This is a genomic window from Escherichia sp. WS568 (assembly GCF_046486085.1).
Lineage (GTDB): Bacteria > Pseudomonadota > Gammaproteobacteria > Enterobacterales > Enterobacteriaceae > Escherichia > Escherichia coli.
In genome coordinates this window covers 201657-220863 of record NZ_JBJQMC010000001.1, presented here as the reverse complement: position 1 = coordinate 220863, position 19207 = coordinate 201657, and the positions used below count along the sequence as shown (strand labels likewise).

18 protein-coding genes are annotated in these 19207 nt (G+C 46.9%); 9 read left to right on the top strand and 9 right to left on the bottom strand.

Going from position 1 to position 19207, the window contains the following annotated elements; translation table 11 throughout:
• Positions 1–5: 5 nt before the first annotated feature.
• The 3 genes from chbR to chbG all read left to right on the top strand — a co-directional run bounded on the left by chbR (position 6) and on the right by chbG (position 3066).
• Positions 6–848 carry a transcriptional regulator ChbR gene (gene chbR, locus ACJHWR_RS01065; protein ID WP_000983576.1) on the top strand — a complete coding sequence of 281 codons (843 nt, stop codon included), beginning with the start codon at positions 6–8 and terminating at the stop codon, positions 846–848.
• Between the two features lie 103 nt (positions 849–951).
• Positions 952–2304 (top strand): 6-phospho-beta-glucosidase, encoded by a 1353-nt coding sequence (gene celF / locus ACJHWR_RS01060; RefSeq protein ID WP_000078719.1) that lies wholly within the window; start codon positions 952–954, stop codon positions 2302–2304.
• A 12-nt stretch (positions 2305–2316) separates the two neighbouring features.
• Positions 2317–3066: a chitin disaccharide deacetylase gene (chbG, locus tag ACJHWR_RS01055; RefSeq protein ID WP_000440438.1), complete on the top strand. Its 750-nt coding sequence runs from the start codon at positions 2317–2319 to the stop codon at positions 3064–3066.
• A gap of 46 nt (positions 3067–3112) precedes the next feature.
• Here the strand turns inward: chbG and katE are convergent, their stop codons facing one another.
• A complete protein-coding gene (gene katE / locus ACJHWR_RS01050) occupies positions 3113–5374 on the bottom strand; it encodes a catalase HPII (RefSeq protein ID WP_000077887.1) in 2262 nt (753 codons plus the stop codon).
• A 182-nt stretch (positions 5375–5556) separates the two neighbouring features.
• Here katE and cedA point away from each other — a divergent pair, with 182 nt between their 5' ends.
• A complete protein-coding gene (gene cedA, locus ACJHWR_RS01045; RefSeq protein WP_001241555.1) occupies positions 5557–5820 on the top strand; it encodes a cell division activator CedA in 264 nt (87 codons plus the stop codon).
• A gap of 288 nt (positions 5821–6108) precedes the next feature.
• On the top strand, positions 6109–6912 hold the full coding sequence (gene ydjO, locus ACJHWR_RS01040; protein ID WP_012311919.1) for a protein YdjO: 804 nt from the start codon (positions 6109–6111) through the stop codon (positions 6910–6912).
• Between the two features lie 3 nt (positions 6913–6915).
• On the opposite strand, the gene tcyP is transcribed toward ydjO, so the two are convergent.
• The 3 genes from tcyP to hxpB all read right to left on the bottom strand — a co-directional run bounded on the left by tcyP (position 6916) and on the right by hxpB (position 9861).
• A complete protein-coding gene (tcyP, locus tag ACJHWR_RS01035; protein WP_001010716.1) occupies positions 6916–8307 on the bottom strand; it encodes a cystine/sulfocysteine:cation symporter in 1392 nt (463 codons plus the stop codon).
• A 132-nt stretch (positions 8308–8439) separates the two neighbouring features.
• Positions 8440–9030 (bottom strand): metal-dependent hydrolase, encoded by a 591-nt coding sequence (locus ACJHWR_RS01030; protein WP_001295408.1) that lies wholly within the window; start codon positions 9028–9030, stop codon positions 8440–8442.
• Between the two features lie 162 nt (positions 9031–9192).
• Positions 9193–9861, bottom strand: coding sequence for a hexitol phosphatase HxpB (gene hxpB / locus ACJHWR_RS01025; RefSeq protein WP_000106834.1), 669 nt, complete (start codon positions 9859–9861; stop codon positions 9193–9195).
• Between the two features lie 146 nt (positions 9862–10007).
• On the opposite strand from hxpB, the gene ACJHWR_RS01020 reads away from it, so the two are divergent.
• Positions 10008–10544 carry a YniB family protein gene (locus tag ACJHWR_RS01020; protein WP_000222165.1) on the top strand — a complete coding sequence of 179 codons (537 nt, stop codon included), beginning with the start codon at positions 10008–10010 and terminating at the stop codon, positions 10542–10544.
• A gap of 40 nt (positions 10545–10584) precedes the next feature.
• Here the strand turns inward: ACJHWR_RS01020 and ACJHWR_RS01015 are convergent, their stop codons facing one another.
• The 3 genes from ACJHWR_RS01015 to pfkB form a co-directional block, all read right to left on the bottom strand.
• Entirely contained in the window at positions 10585–11445 is an 861-nt protein-coding gene (locus ACJHWR_RS01015; protein WP_000267670.1) for a fructosamine kinase family protein, read from the bottom strand.
• A 105-nt stretch (positions 11446–11550) separates the two neighbouring features.
• Positions 11551–11841 carry a type V toxin-antitoxin system endoribonuclease antitoxin GhoS gene (gene ghoS / locus ACJHWR_RS01010; protein ID WP_000146149.1) on the bottom strand — a complete coding sequence of 97 codons (291 nt, stop codon included), beginning with the start codon at positions 11839–11841 and terminating at the stop codon, positions 11551–11553.
• Positions 11842–11941: 100 nt separating this feature from the next.
• Positions 11942–12871, bottom strand: coding sequence for a 6-phosphofructokinase II (gene pfkB, locus ACJHWR_RS01005; RefSeq protein ID WP_410226662.1), 930 nt, complete (start codon positions 12869–12871; stop codon positions 11942–11944).
• A 286-nt stretch (positions 12872–13157) separates the two neighbouring features.
• Here pfkB and ACJHWR_RS01000 point away from each other — a divergent pair, with 286 nt between their 5' ends.
• A complete protein-coding gene (locus ACJHWR_RS01000) occupies positions 13158–13916 on the top strand; it encodes a YdiY family protein (RefSeq protein WP_000771396.1) in 759 nt (252 codons plus the stop codon).
• 52 nt (positions 13917–13968) lie between these two features.
• Here the strand turns inward: ACJHWR_RS01000 and yniD are convergent, their stop codons facing one another.
• Entirely contained in the window at positions 13969–14076 is a 108-nt protein-coding gene (gene yniD / locus ACJHWR_RS00995) for a small membrane protein YniD (protein ID WP_001142445.1), read from the bottom strand.
• 174 nt (positions 14077–14250) lie between these two features.
• Positions 14251–16149, bottom strand: coding sequence for a type III secretion system effector EspL1 (gene espL1, locus ACJHWR_RS00990; protein WP_000081151.1), 1899 nt, complete (start codon positions 16147–16149; stop codon positions 14251–14253).
• A 522-nt stretch (positions 16150–16671) separates the two neighbouring features.
• Here espL1 and thrS point away from each other — a divergent pair.
• Both thrS and infC read left to right on the top strand, forming a co-directional pair.
• Entirely contained in the window at positions 16672–18600 is a 1929-nt protein-coding gene (gene thrS, locus ACJHWR_RS00985; RefSeq protein ID WP_001144202.1) for a threonine--tRNA ligase, read from the top strand.
• Between the two features lie 3 nt (positions 18601–18603).
• Positions 18604–19146 carry a translation initiation factor IF-3 gene (infC, locus tag ACJHWR_RS00980; protein ID WP_001700733.1) on the top strand — a complete coding sequence of 181 codons (543 nt, stop codon included), beginning with the start codon at positions 18604–18606 and terminating at the stop codon, positions 19144–19146.
• The last annotated feature ends 61 nt before the right edge of the window (positions 19147–19207 follow it).

Here is a 19207-nt window from a genome sequence, read left to right as displayed (position 1 = left end):
AGTCGATGATGCAGCCAATGATTAACGCGCCGGAAATTGCCACTGCCCGAGAACAGCAGTTGTTTAATGGCAAAAACTTCCATGTGTTTATCTACAACAAAACTGAGAGTATCAGCGGACTGCATCAGCACGACTATTATGAATTTACTCTGGTATTAACCGGGCGTTATTTCCAGGAGATTAACGGTAAGCGCGTGTTACTGGAACGGGGCGATTTTGTTTTTATTCCGTTAGGTTCGCACCATCAAAGTTTTTATGAGTTTGGTGCCACGCGCATATTGAACGTTGGGATCAGTAAACGCTTTTTTGAGCAGCATTACCTGCCGTTGTTGCCTTATTGCTTTGTTGCTTCGCAGGTATACCGGACCAATAACGCTTTTCTCACCTATGTGGAAACAGTGATTTCTTCATTGAATTTCCGCGAAACAGGGCTGGAAGAGTTTGTTGAGATGGTTACTTTTTATGTCATTAACCGTTTACGTCATTACCGCGAAGAACAGGTGATTGATGATGTACCGCAGTGGCTGAAAAGTACGGTAGAAAAGATGCATGATAAAGAGCAGTTTAGTGAATCGGCACTGGAGAATATGGTGACGTTGTCAGCCAAATCACAGGAATATTTGACGCGAGCGACTCAACGATATTATGGCAAAACGCCAATGCAGATTATTAATGAAATCCGTATTAATTTTGCCAAAAAACAACTGGAAATGACCAACTATTCAGTGACGGATATTGCGTTTGAGGCCGGTTATAGTAGCCCGAGTTTGTTTATTAAAACGTTTAAGAAATTAACGTCCTTTACGCCTAAGAGCTATCGTAAGAAATTGACTGAATTTAATCAGTAAGTCGTTATACCTGACAATTCACATATCTGTCCTGTTGCTGGATTATTTATGTCCGGGGGGCAGATATGCCAGATATCAGTATTCTGTACTGAAGGGAGAAATTATGAGCCAGAAATTAAAAGTCGTCACTATTGGTGGCGGGAGCAGCTATACCCCGGAGTTACTGGAAGGATTTATTAAGCGTTATCACGAATTGCCGGTCAGCGAATTATGGCTGGTGGATGTCGAAGATGGTAAAGAGAAACTGGATATTATTTTTGATCTCTGCCAACGGATGATTGATAACGCTGGCGTCCCGATGAAGCTTTATAAAACGCTGGATCGCCGCGAAGCATTGAAAGATGCTGATTTCGTTACTACCCAACTGCGCGTAGGCCAATTACCGGCGCGCGAACTGGATGAACGTATTCCATTAAGTCATGGTTATCTTGGTCAGGAAACCAACGGCGCGGGCGGCCTGTTTAAAGGTCTGCGTACCATTCCGGTGATTTTTGACATCGTAAAAGATGTCGAAGAACTTTGTCCGAATGCATGGGTGATTAATTTCACTAACCCGGCGGGAATGGTCACTGAAGCCGTTTATCGTCATACTGGATTTAAACGCTTTATCGGCGTGTGTAATATTCCGATCGGCATGAAGATGTTTATTCGCGATGTTCTGATGCTGAAAGACAGCGATGATTTATCTATCGATCTGTTCGGCCTCAACCATATGGTGTTCATTAAAGATGTGCTGGTAAATGGCAAATCACGCTTTGCCGAATTGCTTGATGGTGTGGCATCCGGGCAGTTAAAAGCATCTGGCGTTAAAAATATTTTCGATCTGCCATTTAGCGAAGGCTTAATTCGTTCTCTGAATCTGTTGCCGTGTTCTTATTTGCTTTATTACTTCAAGCAAAAAGAGATGCTGGCTATTGAAATGGGCGAATACTACAAAGGCGGCGCACGAGCGCAGGTAGTACAGAAAGTCGAGAAACAACTTTTTGAGCTGTATAAAAACCCGGAGTTGAAAGTTAAGCCGAAAGAACTGGAACAGCGCGGTGGGGCTTATTACTCTGATGCTGCATGCGAAGTGATCAACGCTATCTACAACGACAAGCAAGCTGAACATTACGTTAATATCCCGCATCATGGGCATATTGATAATATTCCGGCAGACTGGGCGGTAGAAATGACCTGTACGCTGGGGCGCGATGGCGCGACGCCACATCCGCGCATTACGCATTTCGATGATAAAGTGATGGGGCTGATTCACACCATTAAAAGCTTCGAGATTGCTGCCAGCAACGCCGCACTTAGCGGAGAGTTTAACGATGTGTTACTGGCCCTAAACCTTAGTCCGTTGGTGCATTCCGATCGCGATGCTGAGCTGCTGGCACGCGAGATGATTCTGGCGCACGAGAAATGGTTGCCAAATTTTGCCGACTGCATCGCAGAGCTTAAAAAAGCACATTAACCGAGGCTGATTATGGAACGCTTACTGATTGTTAATGCCGATGATTTTGGTTTAAGCAAAGGTCAGAACTACGGCATTATCGAGGCCTGTCGCAATGGGATTGTCACATCGACGACGGCGCTGGTGAATGGGCAGGCTATTGATCATGCGGTGCAGTTGAGTCGTGATGAACCGAGTCTGGCCATAGGGATGCACTTTGTCCTTACTATGGGCAAGCCACTGACAGCTATGCCGGGGTTAACCCGCGATGGTGTGCTGGGAAAATGGATCTGGCAGTTGGCAGAAGAAGATGCTTTACCGCTGGAAGAAATTACTCAGGAGCTCGCCAGTCAGTATTTGCGTTTCATTGAGCTATTTGGACGCAAACCTACGCATCTTGATAGCCATCATCATGTGCATATGTTCCCGCAGATTTTCCCGATTGTTGCCAGGTTTGCGGCTGAAGAGGGCATTGCGTTGCGGGCGGATCGTCAGATGGTGTTTGATTTGCCGGTCAACCTGCGCACTACCCAGGGATTCAGCAGTGCATTCTACGGTGAAGAGATCAGTGAGTCGCTGTTCCTGCAAGTGCTTGATGACTCCAGTCATCGCGGCGAGCGCTCTCTGGAAGTGATGTGCCACCCGGCGTTTATCGATAATACGATTCGCCAGAGTGCTTATTGCTTCCCTCGGTTAACGGAACTGGATGTGCTGACTTCAGCGTCGTTGAAATATGCGATTGCTGAGCGTGGTTATCGGTTGGGTAGTTATCTTGATGTGTAAGTAAGGTGGTAAGGTCACTCCCCAGGGGGCGTGACCTTATCCATATTTACGCCGGAATTTTGTCAATCTTAGGAATGCGTGACCACACGCGGTGTGCTGCCATCAGCGTTAACAGTTCATCCATAAAACTACCATCGGCGCTGTCAGCTTCCACAATCCCTTCTTCACCCTGATCAGCGACCTTGATTCTTACTTTAAACTTGCGCGCGTCTCCTGCCAGCGCAATCGGTTTAAGGTGTTTGTAGGCTTCCATCAGGTAGTAGTTGGCATCGCCGTTGTCAGCGATATCCGCGATATTGCCGCAAGGGACAATAACCGCATCGACCGTCAGCGAAGGCGCTCCGGCAAATGTAGCGGCTATAGGCAGCACCGTACCGTCATCCGCAGTCACTTCACCCATTCGGGAGTAGAGCAGTTTGGCATGAACGCCTTTGGCCTTCAGCGCCTTGAGAATGGCCAGAAGGTCTGCCGATCTCACTTCATCATTAAGTAAAATCGCTACCACGCGACCTTTCACATCACCGTCAGGAATGGCGTACAAACTTAAGGATGGATCCTTTTTCAGACCGTTGACGTCCGGAGGCGGGGTGATATTCAGCTGGTCGTCCGTCAGCTCGATACCGAGATTTTTCGCCACCGCCTGGGCCAGAGTGAGATCAATATGTGCCAGCTGGTCAACAACGCGCTCACGAATATACGGACGAACTACTTTGCTTAACTCAAAACTGAAACCATCGACAATATGGCGCTGCTCGAATGGCGTCTGACTTAGCCAGAACAGACGCGGATGGGAATAATATTCGCCAAACGATGGGCTGCGCTCGCGAACTTTATTGCCTTCCACGCGCTCCTGGTATGATTCAAAACCGCCGCGTTTCGGCCCCGGCGGTGTTTCGCGCGGCCAGTTATCGTTGATCGAGTTCGGTTCATAATTCGCCGGGTTAGTGTCGATCCCCATACGATGCATGCCGTCACGCTGGAAATTATGGTAAGGGCAGGTCGGGCGGTTAATCGGAATCTCATGGAAATTTGGTCCGCCAAGACGACTGATTTGTGTATCGGTATAAGAGAACAAACGCCCCTGCAACAGCGGATCGTTGGTGAAGTCCAGACCAGGAACAATATGACCTGGATGGAATGCTGCTTGTTCGTTTTCGGCAAAGAAGTTATCCGGATTGCGATTGAGCACCATTTTGCCGACACGCTGAACGGGCACCAGTTCTTCCGGGATAAGTTTAGTTGGATCAAGAAGGTCGAAGTCGAACTTAAATTCATCTTCCTCAGGAATCAACTGGAAGCCCAGTTCGTATTCCGGAAAATCGCCGGCTTCAATCGCTTCCCACAACTCGCGGCGGTGGAAGTCCGGGTCACGTCCGGTTAGTTTTTGTGCTTCATCCCAAACGAGTGAGGCTTTACCTGCCAGTGGTTTCCAGTGGAAACGTACGAACGTCGCTTTACCTTCGGCGTTAATCAGACGGAAGGTATGAATACCAAAGCCTTCCATAGTGCGGTAGCTGCGCGGGATACCACGATCCGACATCGCCCACATTACGTTGTGCAGTGTTTCCGGTTGCAGGGAAACATAATCCCAGAAGGTGTCGTGAGCGCTTTGCCCCTGCGGGATTGCCCAGTGTGGTTCTGGTTTTACCGCATGCACAAAATCAGGGAATTTATGCGCATCCTGGATAAAGAAGATTGGCGTGTTATTGCCAACAAGGTCAAAAATACCCTCTTCGGTATAGAACTTGGTGGCAAAGCCACGGATATCACGCACGGTATCGGCAGAGCCAGCACCACCCTGAACGGTAGAGAAACGTACAAATACTGGGGTGATTTTGTTCGGATCTGAGAGGAAATCCGCTTTGGTAATATCGCTTAAGCTTTTATATGGCTGGAAATAACCGTGAGCGGCTGATCCACGTGCATGAACAATACGTTCCGGGATGCGCTCATGGTCAAAGTGGGTGATTTTCTCGCGCAGAATAAAATCTTCCAGCAGCGTTGGACCACGGCTACCGCCACGCAGTGAGTTTTGATCGTCGGCGATGCGCACGCCCTGATTAGTGGTCAGCGCATAATTTTCACTGCCTTTGCGTACGTCTTCCAGAGAATTAAGTTTTTCGTTACGCGTATCAGGGGCTTTCAGGCTCCCTGGGGCGGTAGGTTGTGCACCAGGCGGTGTTGGTTCAGCCGCTGGACGATGAGATCCGTCTTCAGGTGCCAGTGAGTCCATCCCCGGTTTCGCTTCGCTGGAATCGTGTAGTGGTGACTGGTGCTGATGTGGGTTCTTTTCGTTATGTTGCGACATTGAACTCGTCTCCTTAAATTATTACTGAAAGGGCCGCTGTTTTGGTCAAAAAACCCTCTAACTATAGACCACCAGCCAGATCCCGCTTCGGAAACTATTCTGGAAACGGTGTTATGAAATACACGCAAAGCGGGACGTACAGGGGCTAAATCGGCTAAACTACAGTTTTTCTGATTTTTAATATGCGTTTAGTGAAGCCAGTAATGAAGAAACCGCTCCGTCAGCAAAACCGCCAGATTATTAGCTATATCCCACGCACGGAACCCGCGCCGCCAGAACATGCGATAAAGATGGATTCGTTTCGTGATGTCTGGATGCTGCGTGGCAAATATGTTGCGTTTGTACTGATGGGGGAGTCATTTATGCGCTCACCGGCGTTTACTGTGCCTGAATCCGCCCAGCGTTGGGCAAATCAGATCCGCCAGGAAGGGGAAGTGACTGAGTAAAGATTACGTACCTCCCGGTTTTGCCGGGAGTTACATGGCCTGAAATTTTGTATTTCATTGCTACATTCATTCAAACCACCTGTAACAAAAAGCTGCCTTTGACGATCTATTGCTATAAATAAGTGAACTTTTTTCTTTAATTGTTTATTTATTTTAAAATGGTTAAGTTTTGCTAATCATGATGAGCTATTTTTGATAGTTCATCCTGTGGCGTCGCTCTTAAACTTATATTGTAAATGACTTAGATTTAAATGAGATAATAATTTTGTTAACAATATGAGGCGGGAGATGCTTTCTACAAACTTAATACAGAGTAATTATGGTGATTTAAATATTAAAAGCCTGGCTTTCGACTCTTTTAAAGAAAGGCTGCAGTCTACTATGACAGCACTCACTTTCTTTATATCAACGGGTCAATGTGACTGCGATGAAATAGCAGAATCAAACTTTAATTATATGATTGCCTATATGTCTAACATTAACTATGATGCCTCAAAGCCAGGAGCGCCAGCACTTAGTTTTGATACATATCTGCAGGACAATGTTAAATATAGAGTAATAATTAATAATCTTTATGGTAGTGAAATTCGGATAAGAGGTATAAATAAAGATTTTATTGGAATGGATGTCACTTCTGTATTTCGCCCAGAAAAAATGACCAATTTGATCAATATAAAAAACAGGTTGGTTATTCACTATTTAAGGACTATATACTATGAACAAAATTATATACATCCTGTCGGGAGCATTTTTGCTGCGATTCAAAAAAATGAGAGTCTCCTAAAGTTTCCTTCGATAATATCAATGCTTAATATCAGTCTTCTTTTTAATCCACTAAATCTTCCGGGAATGGGAAATGGTGTGCTTGAAGATATTATGAGTATTTCAGATAGTTCACTTAGAAAACGTCTCGGGTATGAGGTTTTAAGCTTCTCGCTACAGGCACATTCATTGAGCCAGGAATGTATTGATAAGTTGGCCATTTTTTTCGCTGACGATCTGTTTCAATATGAGTCAGTATGCATCGCCGCGATGGAACATTTAAAAAGTAAGGCAACGGTCCCTATACAAAACGGACCGTTGCCAGCATAAGAATTAACGGTGTGCCAGTTCGGCGTCGTCTTCGCTATCCAGAATGGCTTTATCGGTTTGCTTCAGCCACTGGCTGGTCAGCGTGCCAGCTGTCATCGAGCCACTAACGTTTAGCGCCGTACGGCCCATGTCGATAAGCGGTTCAACGGAGATTAACAGCGCCACCAGGGTTACTGGCAGGCCCATCGCAGGCAGCACAATCAGTGCGGCGAAAGTTGCACCACCACCGACACCGGCAACGCCTGCGGAACTAACGGTAACAATACCGACCAGCGTCGCAATCCACATCGGGTCCATCGGGTTAATGCCAACCGTAGGCGCAACCATCACCGCCAGCATCGCCGGATACAAACCGGCACAGCCGTTCTGACCAATGGTTGCACCGAAAGAGGCGGCGAAACTGGCGATGGATTCAGGAACACCGAGTCGACGCGTTTGTGCTTCCACATTCAGTGGGATAGACGCAGCACTGGAACGGCTGGTAAAGGCAAACGTCAGAACTGGCCATACCTTACGGAAGTATTTCAGCGGGCTCACGCCATTAATGCCCAGCAGAAGGCCATGCACTGCAAACATAATCAGCAGACCGAGGTAGGACGCGACAACGAAACTTCCCAGTTTGATGATGTCTTGCAGGTTAGAACCTGCAACCACTTTGGTCATCAGCGCCAGAACGCCGTAAGGGGTCAGCTGCATGACCAGGCGAACCAGTTTCATCACCCAGCTTTGCAGGGTATCGATAGCGGTTAAGACGCGTTCACCTTTCGGCGCATCATCCTTCAGCAGCTTGAGCGCAGCTACGCCGAGGAATGCGGCAAAAATTACCACGCTGATAATTGACGTCGGATTGGCTCCGGTCAAATCGGCAAACGGGTTTTTCGGGATAAAGGACAAGACCAGCTGCGGAACGCTCAGGTCAGAGACTTTACCAACATAGTTACTTTCGATGGCGTTCAAACGTGCAGTTTCTGCACCACCCTGAACCAGACCTTCAGCCGTCAAACCAAACAGGTTGGTGACCAGCACACCGACCAGCGCCGCAATCAGCGTGGTAAACAAAAGCGTTCCGATGGTCAGAAAACTGATTTTGCCTAACTGAGATGCGTTATGCAGACGGGCAACCGCGCTCAGAATAGAGGCAAAGACTAACGGCATAACGATCATTTGCAGCAGTTGAACATAGCCGTTACCAACGATGTTAAACCACTGTACAGAATCTTTAAGTACCTGGCTGTCAGAACCATAAATGGTATGCAGGGCGAGGCCAAAAACCACACCCATCACCAGACCCACCAGCACTTTTTTCGCCAGACTCCACTGTTTATGGCGGGTCTGAGCCAGCGCAAACAGCAGTACAACGAACACCACGATGTTCGCAATTAATGGAAAGTTCATCCCCGTTCTCCTGATCTTATTATTTCTATCACTGCGTAGCAGTCATAGTGTTGGCGCAAGATTAACAGAACTGTGAGCTGGCTCTTATATTCAAATGGAATTGCTTATTCCAGAAAGGTGATTTTTGCCTTTTTAGTATTCAACCTGATGCTTAATAAGCCGATGAAACTGGATCTGCAAGGTATTGATCATTTGCGATGACCAACGGACAGCGCTGTTTTCGGGTAATGAATGAGGCATCCATACCGACCAGACAAATAATGCCATGCAGATAAAACGTTCCAGTTGGTTGCCCTTTTGGGGAACCAGGATAGGCAAGCGGAAACGCCAGCGGCATGGCCAGAGCAGGGGAACACCGGCGGGTGTCAGCATATCGGCAAGTATGTGGCTCAAATAACCCAGCACCATGCCCTGCAATGCATCAGCCGGAATGAACCAGCTTTCAGGAACCTTAAGGTAAAAGGTTGCCAGCAGCGCAAATACCGCCAGCAGACTGTGGGTAAAACCACGATGCCCAAAAGCGCGGGCGATCGGTTTTGATATCCACTTTAATCGCTGCCCAAGAAACGACTTTGGGTGATCGATGTCCGGTAACAAACACGTCAGGATTGCGGAAGGGACAATATGCCACCAGTCACCCTGTGCCAGCACGGGCGTCAGCTCGGCATTTTTGGCAAATACCGCACAAGCAATAGAAAAGAGAAGGTGACCTTCCGCCGTCATGATAAAACTCACTAAACTGTCGATACGTACAGTATAGGATTTTTATACAGTGCGCGGAAGTGGTGACGGTGTAACTCTTTCTCTTAAATTGACGATTAATCCGTCAGTTGAATGCAAATTCAGATAAAGAACCAGGAGCAGTGTGATCACTGCCCCTGGTCATTAACCGAGAAGGTCTTTTGCGGTGAGTTCTGTCAGCGATGAGAGTTTGACGTTTGCTAATACAAAACGTGGATCATTTTGCGCTTCTGGCGCAGGAACGACGATGGAACGCATGCGGGCTGCTTTAGAAGCGATCATGCCATTTACCGAGTCTTCCAGCGCCACGCAGGTCAGTGGGTCAACGCCCAGTTTTGCTGCGCAGTCGAGATATACTTGCGGATGCGGCTTGCTGTAAGGCAATTTTTCAGCCGAGGCGAGGGCATCGAAACTGTCGCGTAAGTCAAACATGGTCAACACTTTTTCCAGCATATGTAGTGGTGACGCGGAGGCCAGTCCCACCAATAAACCTTGTTCTTTGCATAACGCAACGGCTTCACGCACGCCTGGCAATAATGGGCGTGTCTCTTCAACCAGTGAAATGGCACGGGCAATAACCCGTTCTACTACTTCCTGACGGCTTGGCCCATTCCAGGGTTGCCGGGCGTACCAAAGATCGACCACCATATCGATGCGTAAACCTAAAGTGTCCGGCAGCTCGTTACGACGGGAGATATCCACCCCCAGGCTTGCCATCACATCCAGTTCAGCTCGATCCCATAAAGGTTCTGAGTCGATAAGTAATCCATCCATATCAAAAATTGCAGCAAGAATCTGACGCGGGGTTGACATTACAACCTCTCCTTTAGAGCATTATGTGTAAGGTATTAAGCCGTGCTTATGATTAAGCGCCTATCATATCGCCTTTAAAGAATGGGCGAAAACAGATATCTACAGGTAAACTAAGTGAAACGACGCGTCTTAATCAAGGAGAACTCATGACGTATCAACAAGCTGGACGCATTGCTGTTTTGAAAAGGATTTTGGGTTGGGTGATTTTTATACCTGCATTGATCTCTACATTGATTTCTTTGCTTAAATTTATGAATACCCGGCAGGAAAACCAGGAAGGCATTAATGCGGTCATGCTCGATTTTACTCATGTCATGATCGATATGATGCAGGCGAATACGCCTTTTTTGAATCTGTTCTGGTATAACTCCCCGACGCCCAATTTTAATGGTGGCGTGAACGTTATGTTCTGGATGATTTTCATCCTGATTTTTGTCGGACTGGCGTTGCAGGATTCCGGTGCCCGGATGAGTCGCCAGGCGCGCTTCTTGCGGGAAGGTGTTGAAGATCAACTCATTCTGGAAAAAGCCAAAGGGGAAGAGGGGCTAACGCGTGAACAAATTGAGTCACGTATTGTTGTGCCGCACCATACTATTTTCCTGCAGTTTTTCTCGCTGTATATCCTGCCGGTTATTTGTATTGCTGCAGGTTATGTGTTCTTTTCTCTGCTGGGGTTTATTTAATCAAAAGGCCGCACGGAGCGGCCATTATCCTCACCCCATATTATGCTGCTAATAATCTATCCAGTGACTGCTGAGCAATAACCAAATGCTGACCGCCAAATAACCTTGCACGATTTAACAGCGTGTAGAGTTGGTAAACCGGTTGACGTTCAAGGAAATCGGCAGGTAGCGGGGATACTGACTGATAGCCGTCATAGATTTGTGGCGGCTGTTCAGTATGCAGCGGTAACATCGCCAGGTCGCACTCTCGGTCACCCCAGTAGCAGGCCGGGTCGAAAATGTACGGGCCATCCGGACCCAGCGCACAGTTGCCGGACCATAAATCGCCGTGCAACAGAGAAGGCTGCGGTTGATGCGAGGCCAGACGCTGCTGAATATGCTCGACGATGGCATCGATATTGCCGAAAGCGATCCCTTTTTCTGCCGCCAGTTCCAGCTGCCAGCCAATCCGTTGTTCAGCAAAAAACGTTGACCAGCGACGTTGCCAGGTATTGGGCTGGGGAGTTGTGGAGAGCGCGTTATCGAAATCGAGGCCAAATTGAGGTTGGTCGCTCCATTGATGTAAACGCGCAATTTGCTGACCAAGAATAAATGCGCTATGCGCATCCAGCGGGCGAGGAGGGAGATAGTCCATCACCAGAAAACTGTAGTCACGGTCAGCGCCAACTGCCCAAACCTTAGGCACAGTGACGGTTTTACTACGCGACAGTAACTCCAGTTGGTCGGCTTCGGCGGTAAAACCGGGAAGCAGTTCCCTTTCATCACATTTGACGAAAAAGTCACGTCCTGCATAGCGCAAATGCCATGCGGCATGGACTTCTCCGCCAGGCAGTTCATTACGCAGTTCGATTTCGCCTTCACCTAACTGCTCGCTCAAAAGACGACTGATTGCCTGCCACATGATGTCTCTCCCATGTTGTCTGCCAGATCATAAGGTTAGCGCAAGAATGCGGTGTAAAAACACGAGCTAACGCACACCACAGACTGATTATTGCCCAAAAACCATTTATTTTCTGTTGCTATTCCATTCCTCCCAGGTCGTGATGGTGATTTCAGGATCTTTGCCGGTTGCACTTTGGGTAAGCCCCGAAACCAGTTCTCTAATTTCTTCTTCACTTTGGGTACTGATAAGTCCAAAAGTGTTAGTCCCCAGCTCATGGATATTTCCATCATCATCCGTCATGGTGAGCAAAAAACCGTCGCGTGTCAGGTAATTATTCAACTCATTAATTTCAGTCAATGTATCCTCATGCAACATGACGGTTATGACATAACGGACAAGATCGCCACTGGCCATAGTTCACCCCTTTGTTATCACATGACTTTTGAGCATAGTCGGAGAAACGCGTTGCCGACAGGTTGGTGGTGATTCCCCCAATGCAGGGGGAATGTTTCAGTTAGCGGGAAAGGTAAGCGTAAATTTTTTGTGTATCGTCATGGGAGCACAGGCGTGTTCCCTGATTGAGTGTGGCTGCACTCCCCGCAGCTACGCCAAAACGGACCATCTCTTCAAGAGAGGCATTTTCTGCCAGTTTCAGTGTCATCGCGCCGACCATGCTGTCACAAGCGCCAACGGTGCTCTGGCTTTTCACCGGTGGTGGCACAACCTGAATGCAGTTTTCACTATCAACGCCCAACGCCCCTTGTGGACCCAGGGAAACGACAACTCGTTTGGCCTTGCCGCTATTAACAATTTCCTGCGCGGCTTTGCGGACATCGTCTGGCTGGGTGAGTTCGCGATTCACCAGCGCACTGAGTTCTTTTTGGTTAGGCTTAACCAACTCGATGTTACCAATCGCCAGTGCTGCACTTAACGCTTCGCCAGAACTGTCGACGATACAGCGGATCCCTTGGTTTTGCGCAGCGGAAATCAGTTGGGTTAATTTTTCCAGCTTCACACCTGGCGGCAGGCTTCCGCTTATGACCAGGATAGCACCGGATTCAATTTCCAGAACTTGCTCTTCAAGCTGGCGAAACTCATCTTCATTTAATGCCGCGCCTGGCATAACAAAACGATACTGCTCACCGCTTGCTTCCACATGTACGTGTAAATTCTGCCGGGTCCAGTCTTTGGCGTCTACAGTAGCGACGGGGACATTTTCATCCGCCAACAGTGAAACCAGGTGTTCGCCGGTCGCACCACCCGCCGGGAAGATCGCTGTGGCACTGCCTCCAAGATGGGCAATGGCGCGGGCGACGTTGATGCCGCCGCCCCCGGGTTCGAACACCGGTGCGGTACAGCGCAGTTTTCCTTCGGGATAAATTTGCGGGGTAATTGTTGCGCTATCGAGAGAGGGCGCAAGTGTCAACGTATAGATACGTACCATCATTTCCTCCTATAGGCTGATTTCAGTCTGGCACCGAATCAGCGGAAAGTGAAGAAATTAACAATATGATTTATTAGAGCTTTATTTAAAATTTTGCAGATAAATATATATAAATAAAAATCTGTTTTCGCCATATGCTTATTCAAAAAATGAAATAAGAATACATTGCTAAGTTATTCGCGCCTTTTTATAATTCGTTACCTTTCCAGGGACGCTAATCTTTGATCCTTAAGAAAGTTTCCGGGACCGCGAAGGTCTCTTTTTTTGTTGTACGGACTCTTGATAAATGAAGCTTTTGAAGACAGTTCCTGCCATCGTTATGTTGGCGGGGGGCATGTTTGCGTCACTGAATGCAGCTGCCGATGATTCCGTTTTTACTGTCATGGACGATCCTGCCAGCGCTAAAAAACCTTTCGAAGGCAATCTGAACGCAGGATATCTTGCACAATCAGGCAATACGAAAAGCTCCTCACTTACGGCTGACACCACCATGACCTGGTATGGACAAACCACTGCCTGGTCGCTGTGGGGGAACGCCAGTAATACTTCTTCTAATGATGAGCGTTCTTCAGAAAAATATGCGGCGGGCGGGCGTAGCCGTTTTAATTTAACTGATTATGACTATTTATTTGGGCAGGCAAGCTGGCTGACAGACCGTTATAACGGCTATCGAGAGCGCGATGTGTTGACCGCGGGTTATGGTCGCCAGTTTTTGAATGGCCCGGTACACAGTTTCCGCTTTGAATTCGGTCCAGGTGTGCGTTACGACAAATATACCGACAATGCCAGTGAAACCCAGCCGCTGGGTTATGCCTCCGGGGCTTATGCATGGCAGTTGACTGACAACGCTAAATTTACGCAGGGTGTTTCCGTCTTTGGCGCGGAAGACACAACGCTGAACTCTGAAAGCGCATTAAATGTTGCTATTAATGAACATTTTGGACTGAAGGTGGCTTACAACGTCACATGGAACTCTGAACCTCCAGAGTCTGCACCGGAACATACCGATCGTCGGACAACCTTATCGCTGGGCTACAGCATGTAACATTATCTGCCGGACCGTAGTATGCGGTCTGGCTGTTTTCGTTTGTCACTGCTCAGCCCCAAATCATTGCTGCCCAACGTAGCAACAACATAGCGCCACAGATTGCCAGTAGCACCACCACCATCTTCCAGTGTTTTTTATCAAAGCGTTTAGTCGGCATACCAGTGTCCTGCATATCTCTTGTGCGTGATAACGGAGTGTAACAAAAGGGACAGGCATCAAGGGATTTTTTGTTATTACAGCCGTCGGGTGGCGTTGTACACCTGATCACTGTTTCTGAGTTTTATGAATAAAATAAAGTATATGTATCAACATATACATCGTAAATATTTAGTTATAAATACGCCTGTAGTTCATCTGGACTAAAGCTCAGGCTTTGGCTGATTACATTTATAGCTGCATAATATGTTTCTACAGTTTTATAATGATTATGATGAATGGCTATATGAACAGCTGACATGTTGTCATGATTTTTAGCGGCCAACAATGTGAATAACTGACATTGACTAAAAGAATATTTTTTTGCAAAAGTACCCAGCGTTGATATATAAGATAACACGACGTCTTTATTACCCTTGCTCATGGCGATGTATAAAGCAGGGGTTCCATGTGCTGTTGCGCCTTTTAATAAATCCATGATGTTAATTTTGCTGAGGTTATATTTAACAGCGATTCCATAAACTTTAGAGAGGAACCGTGTGACACACAAAGGGTGATTATTTTCCATTGCGGCATATAATCCTGGCTCACCATCACGTGTTTTCATTGCTAAAATATTCATTACCATTTTTTTGTTTAAAAGATCTTGTGCTATTGGAGTGGTTAATGCATTCAGAAAGATATCGATTATTTCATCGAATCCATACAACATGGAGATATAGAGTCCAGGTGTTTCGTTAGCACTTTTAGTTTGCAGTAATTTAACCAGATTATCTTCATGAATGATATGATTATCTACCAGTGACTGAATTTCTTGCATAAATATTTTTACGTTGTCAGTATGTCCGTTCATCATAGCCAGAAATAAAGCAGGTGTACCAACGCTATTCTGCGCAGTTATTATTTCATTGATTTCTTTTTCAGGGAGTATGGGTAACTGTTTGAATAATGTAATAAGCTGTTGAGTCTGGCCTGTGGCCATTATTAACAACATTGCCGATGGATGTATAGGGGCAAATGGCATTCGTGATGCAATACCCGCGAAAATAGCCCCTGGAACTCCCTCAGGTAATAGGGGCAGAAAAGCAATTGCACAGTTGCGAACATACATATCAGCCCAGGTCTGAGCATCGGGACCTGAACTGATGAATTTATCGAGCGAGAGAAAGCCCCGTGCTGTCCTGTGGGTGCCTCTGACGGCAACGTTGGTATCGTTCGGGTCGTAAACGGACACAACATAATTTAATTGCCCATACGCTGACTGCTTTATTCGTAGCCTTACTGACAAAGTATGATTGTCTATATATAAAATCGCGGACATATGACTGACATTGTTTGCCATCATTCGACAGAAGAAAATATCTAAAGCGAAGCCAAAATCCTTACTCGCGATAACGCGACTCCCTGCAGGAGGATGGCGAAGTAATGATCTGAACTCCGCGTCCCGGACTAAGGGAACATGCTGCTGTATGGATTCAACGGAGGAGTAATGTTTAATCAGATTGACTTTGCCTTTTCCATTTCTCAGTGAATCAAGGGCGTATTGCAATGACAGATGGCGACAAAAAATAGCGTCAGAAGGAGATTGCAAAAAAAATGCACTACCATTGAGATTTACTGTTGGTTGTATAGTTTTTTCTCTATGGATTTTTTTAGACAGTTTCATACAATGGTTACGATTTTCGGCAGTTAACTGTTCCTGTTCAATATAATCCAGTATGCTTCGCAAATGGTTAGCTTTAATAGGCGTGGTTTCCAGTAATAAGGAAATGATTTCTTTTTTATAGTGTAATGTAATGAGTATATTTTCTGCATGGATGGGTGAAGTGGCAAAGTTAATGGTAAAAAGGGCAGTGGAATAACAATTTTGTGATATTTTTCGACAGTTTGCGGTAAATTCCTGAGTAACACAGTATGTCAGCATCGAACTTAAGTCAGAGGTATCAAGTAGGGTGATGAGTTGGCGCGCAAATTGATTAATAGGCTCTGATGAAGGCGTTGGTATGTCGCTATCGATGTGCATTCTATGAGGAGACTTATAATGAGTTCTGATAATAATGTCGTTTTGACTCATAATCTATTCGCCTTATATATGTCTGGAGGTTTTGAGGATGATGATTAATTATTATCGCCAGAACGAAATGTGCACGAAAAATTGCTATAAGAATTGTGTCACTTTTATCATTGTGATATGACCACTTCGTCATTAATCTTATGATCGTTTAAATAGTACCGCCAAATCACGCAACGAACTTTGCTGGATTCAGTTTATGCTGCTGCAAATCCGCTCGCAGTAAACCTTTCAGACGCTCCGTGATGTTATCAGTGGTTCTTTAAGCGTTTTGCTGGTGTACTCACTACAAACGAATTGCGAATCGAATCAATGTGAAACGGAAAGGTACAATCTCCCTTTTTTTAGTGTTAACATCGTTCAACCGGGTGGAAGGTGAGAGGTTAATGTCTTTCATTTGTGTACCTGATTGCGAACCAATTTAGCATTTGTTGGCTAGATGGTTTCGCAATGAACTGTTAATAAACAAATTTTTCTTTGTATGTGATCTTTCGTGTGGGTCACCACTGCAAATAAGGATATAAAATGCCTGTTATAACTCTTCCTGATGGCAGCCAACGCCATTACGACCACGCTGTAAGCCCCATGGATGTTGCGCTGGACATTGGTCCAGGTCTGGCGAAAGCCTGTATCGCAGGGCGCGTTAATGGCGAACTGGTTGATGCTTGCGATCTGATTGAAAACGACGCACAACTGTCGATCATTACCGCCAAAGACGAAGAAGGTCTGGAGATCATTCGTCACTCCTGTGCGCACCTGTTAGGGCACGCGATTAAACAACTTTGGCCGCATACCAAAATGGCAATCGGCCCGGTTATTGACAACGGTTTTTATTACGACGTTGATCTTGACCGCACGTTAACCCAGGAAGATGTCGAAGCACTCGAGAAGCGGATGCATGAGCTTGCTGAGAAAAACTACGACGTCATTAAGAAGAAAGTCAGCTGGCACGAAGCGCGTGAAACTTTCGCCAACCGTGGGGAGAGCTACAAAGTCTCCATTCTTGACGAAAACATCGCCCATGATGACAAGCCAGGTCTGTACTTCCATGAAGAATATGTCGATATGTGCCGCGGTCCGCACGTACCGAACATGCGTTTCTGCCATCATTTCAAACTAATGAAAACGGCAGGGGCTTACTGGCGTGGCGACAGCAACAACAAAATGTTGCAACGTATTTACGGTACGGCGTGGGCAGACAAAAAAGCGCTTAACGCTTACCTGCAGCGCCTGGAAGAAGCCGCGAAACGCGACCACCGTAAAATCGGTAAACAGCTCGACCTGTACCATATGCAGGAAGAAGCACCGGGTATGGTATTCTGGCACAACGATGGCTGGACCATCTTCCGTGAACTGGAAGTGTTTGTTCGTTCTAAACTGAAAGAGTACCAGTATCAGGAAGTTAAAGGTCCGTTCATGATGGACCGTGTCCTGTGGGAAAAAACCGGTCACTGGGACAACTACAAAGATGCAATGTTCACCACGTCTTCTGAGAACCGTGAATACTGCATTAAGCCGATGAACTGCCCGGGTCACGTACAAATTTTCAACCAGGGGCTGAAGTCGTATCGCGATCTGCCGCTGCGTATGGCCGAGTTTGGTAGCTGCCACCGTAATGAGCCGTCAGGTTCGCTGCATGGCCTGATGCGCGTGCGTGGATTTACCCAGGATGACGCGCATATCTTCTGTACTGAAGAACAAATTCGCGATGAAGTTAACGGATGTATCCGTTTAGTCTATGATATGTACAGCACTTTTGGCTTCGAGAAGATCGTCGTCAAACTCTCCACTCGTCCTGAAAAACGTATTGGCAGCGACGAAATGTGGGATCGTGCTGAGGCGGACCTGGCGGTTGCGCTGGAAGAAAACAACATCCCGTTTGAATATCAACTGGGTGAAGGCGCTTTCTACGGTCCGAAAATTGAATTTACCCTGTATGACTGCCTCGATCGTGCATGGCAGTGCGGTACAGTACAGCTGGACTTCTCCTTGCCGTCTCGTCTGAGCGCCTCCTATGTGGGCGAAGACAACGAGCGTAAGGTACCGGTAATGATTCACCGCGCAATTCTGGGGTCGATGGAACGTTTCATCGGTATCCTGACCGAAGAATTCGCTGGTTTCTTCCCGACCTGGCTTGCGCCGGTTCAGGTTGTTATCATGAATATTACCGATTCACAGTCTGAATACGTTAACGAATTGACGCAAAAACTATCAAATGCGGGCATTCGTGTTAAAGCAGACTTGAGAAATGAGAAGATTGGCTTTAAAATCCGCGAGCACACTTTGCGTCGCGTCCCGTATATGCTGGTCTGTGGTGATAAAGAGGTGGAATCAGGCAAAGTTGCCGTTCGCACCCGCCGTGGTAAAGACCTGGGAAGCATGGACGTAAATGAAGTGATCGAGAAGCTGCAACAAGAGATTCGCAGCCGCAGTCTTAAACAATTGGAGGAATAAGGTATTAAAGGCGGAAAACGAGTTCAAACGGCGCGCCCTAACCGTATCAATGGCGAAATTCGCGCCCAGGAAGTTCGCTTAACAGGTCTGGAAGGCGAGCAGCTTGGTATTGTGAGTCTGAGAGAAGCTCTGGAGAAAGCAGAAGAAGCCGGAGTAGACTTAGTCGAGATCAGCCCTAACGCCGAGCCGCCGGTTTGTCGTATAATGGATTACGGCAAATTCCTCTATGAAAAGAGCAAGTCTTCTAAGGAACAGAAGAAAAAGCAAAAAGTTATCCAGGTTAAGGAAATTAAATTCCGTCCTGGTACAGATGAAGGCGACTATCAGGTAAAACTCCGCAGCCTGATTCGCTTTCTCGAAGAGGGTGATAAAGCCAAAATCACGCTGCGTTTCCGCGGTCGTGAGATGGCGCACCAGCAAATCGGTATGGAAGTGCTTAATCGCGTGAAAGACGATTTGCAAGAACTGGCAGTGGTCGAATCCTTCCCAACGAAGATCGAAGGCCGCCAGATGATCATGGTGCTCGCTCCTAAGAAGAAACAGTAAGGCCTTCAAGTAGCAATGTCTGTGGAGCCTTCGGGCTTCACAGGCTTTGTTCGCCTTTGTT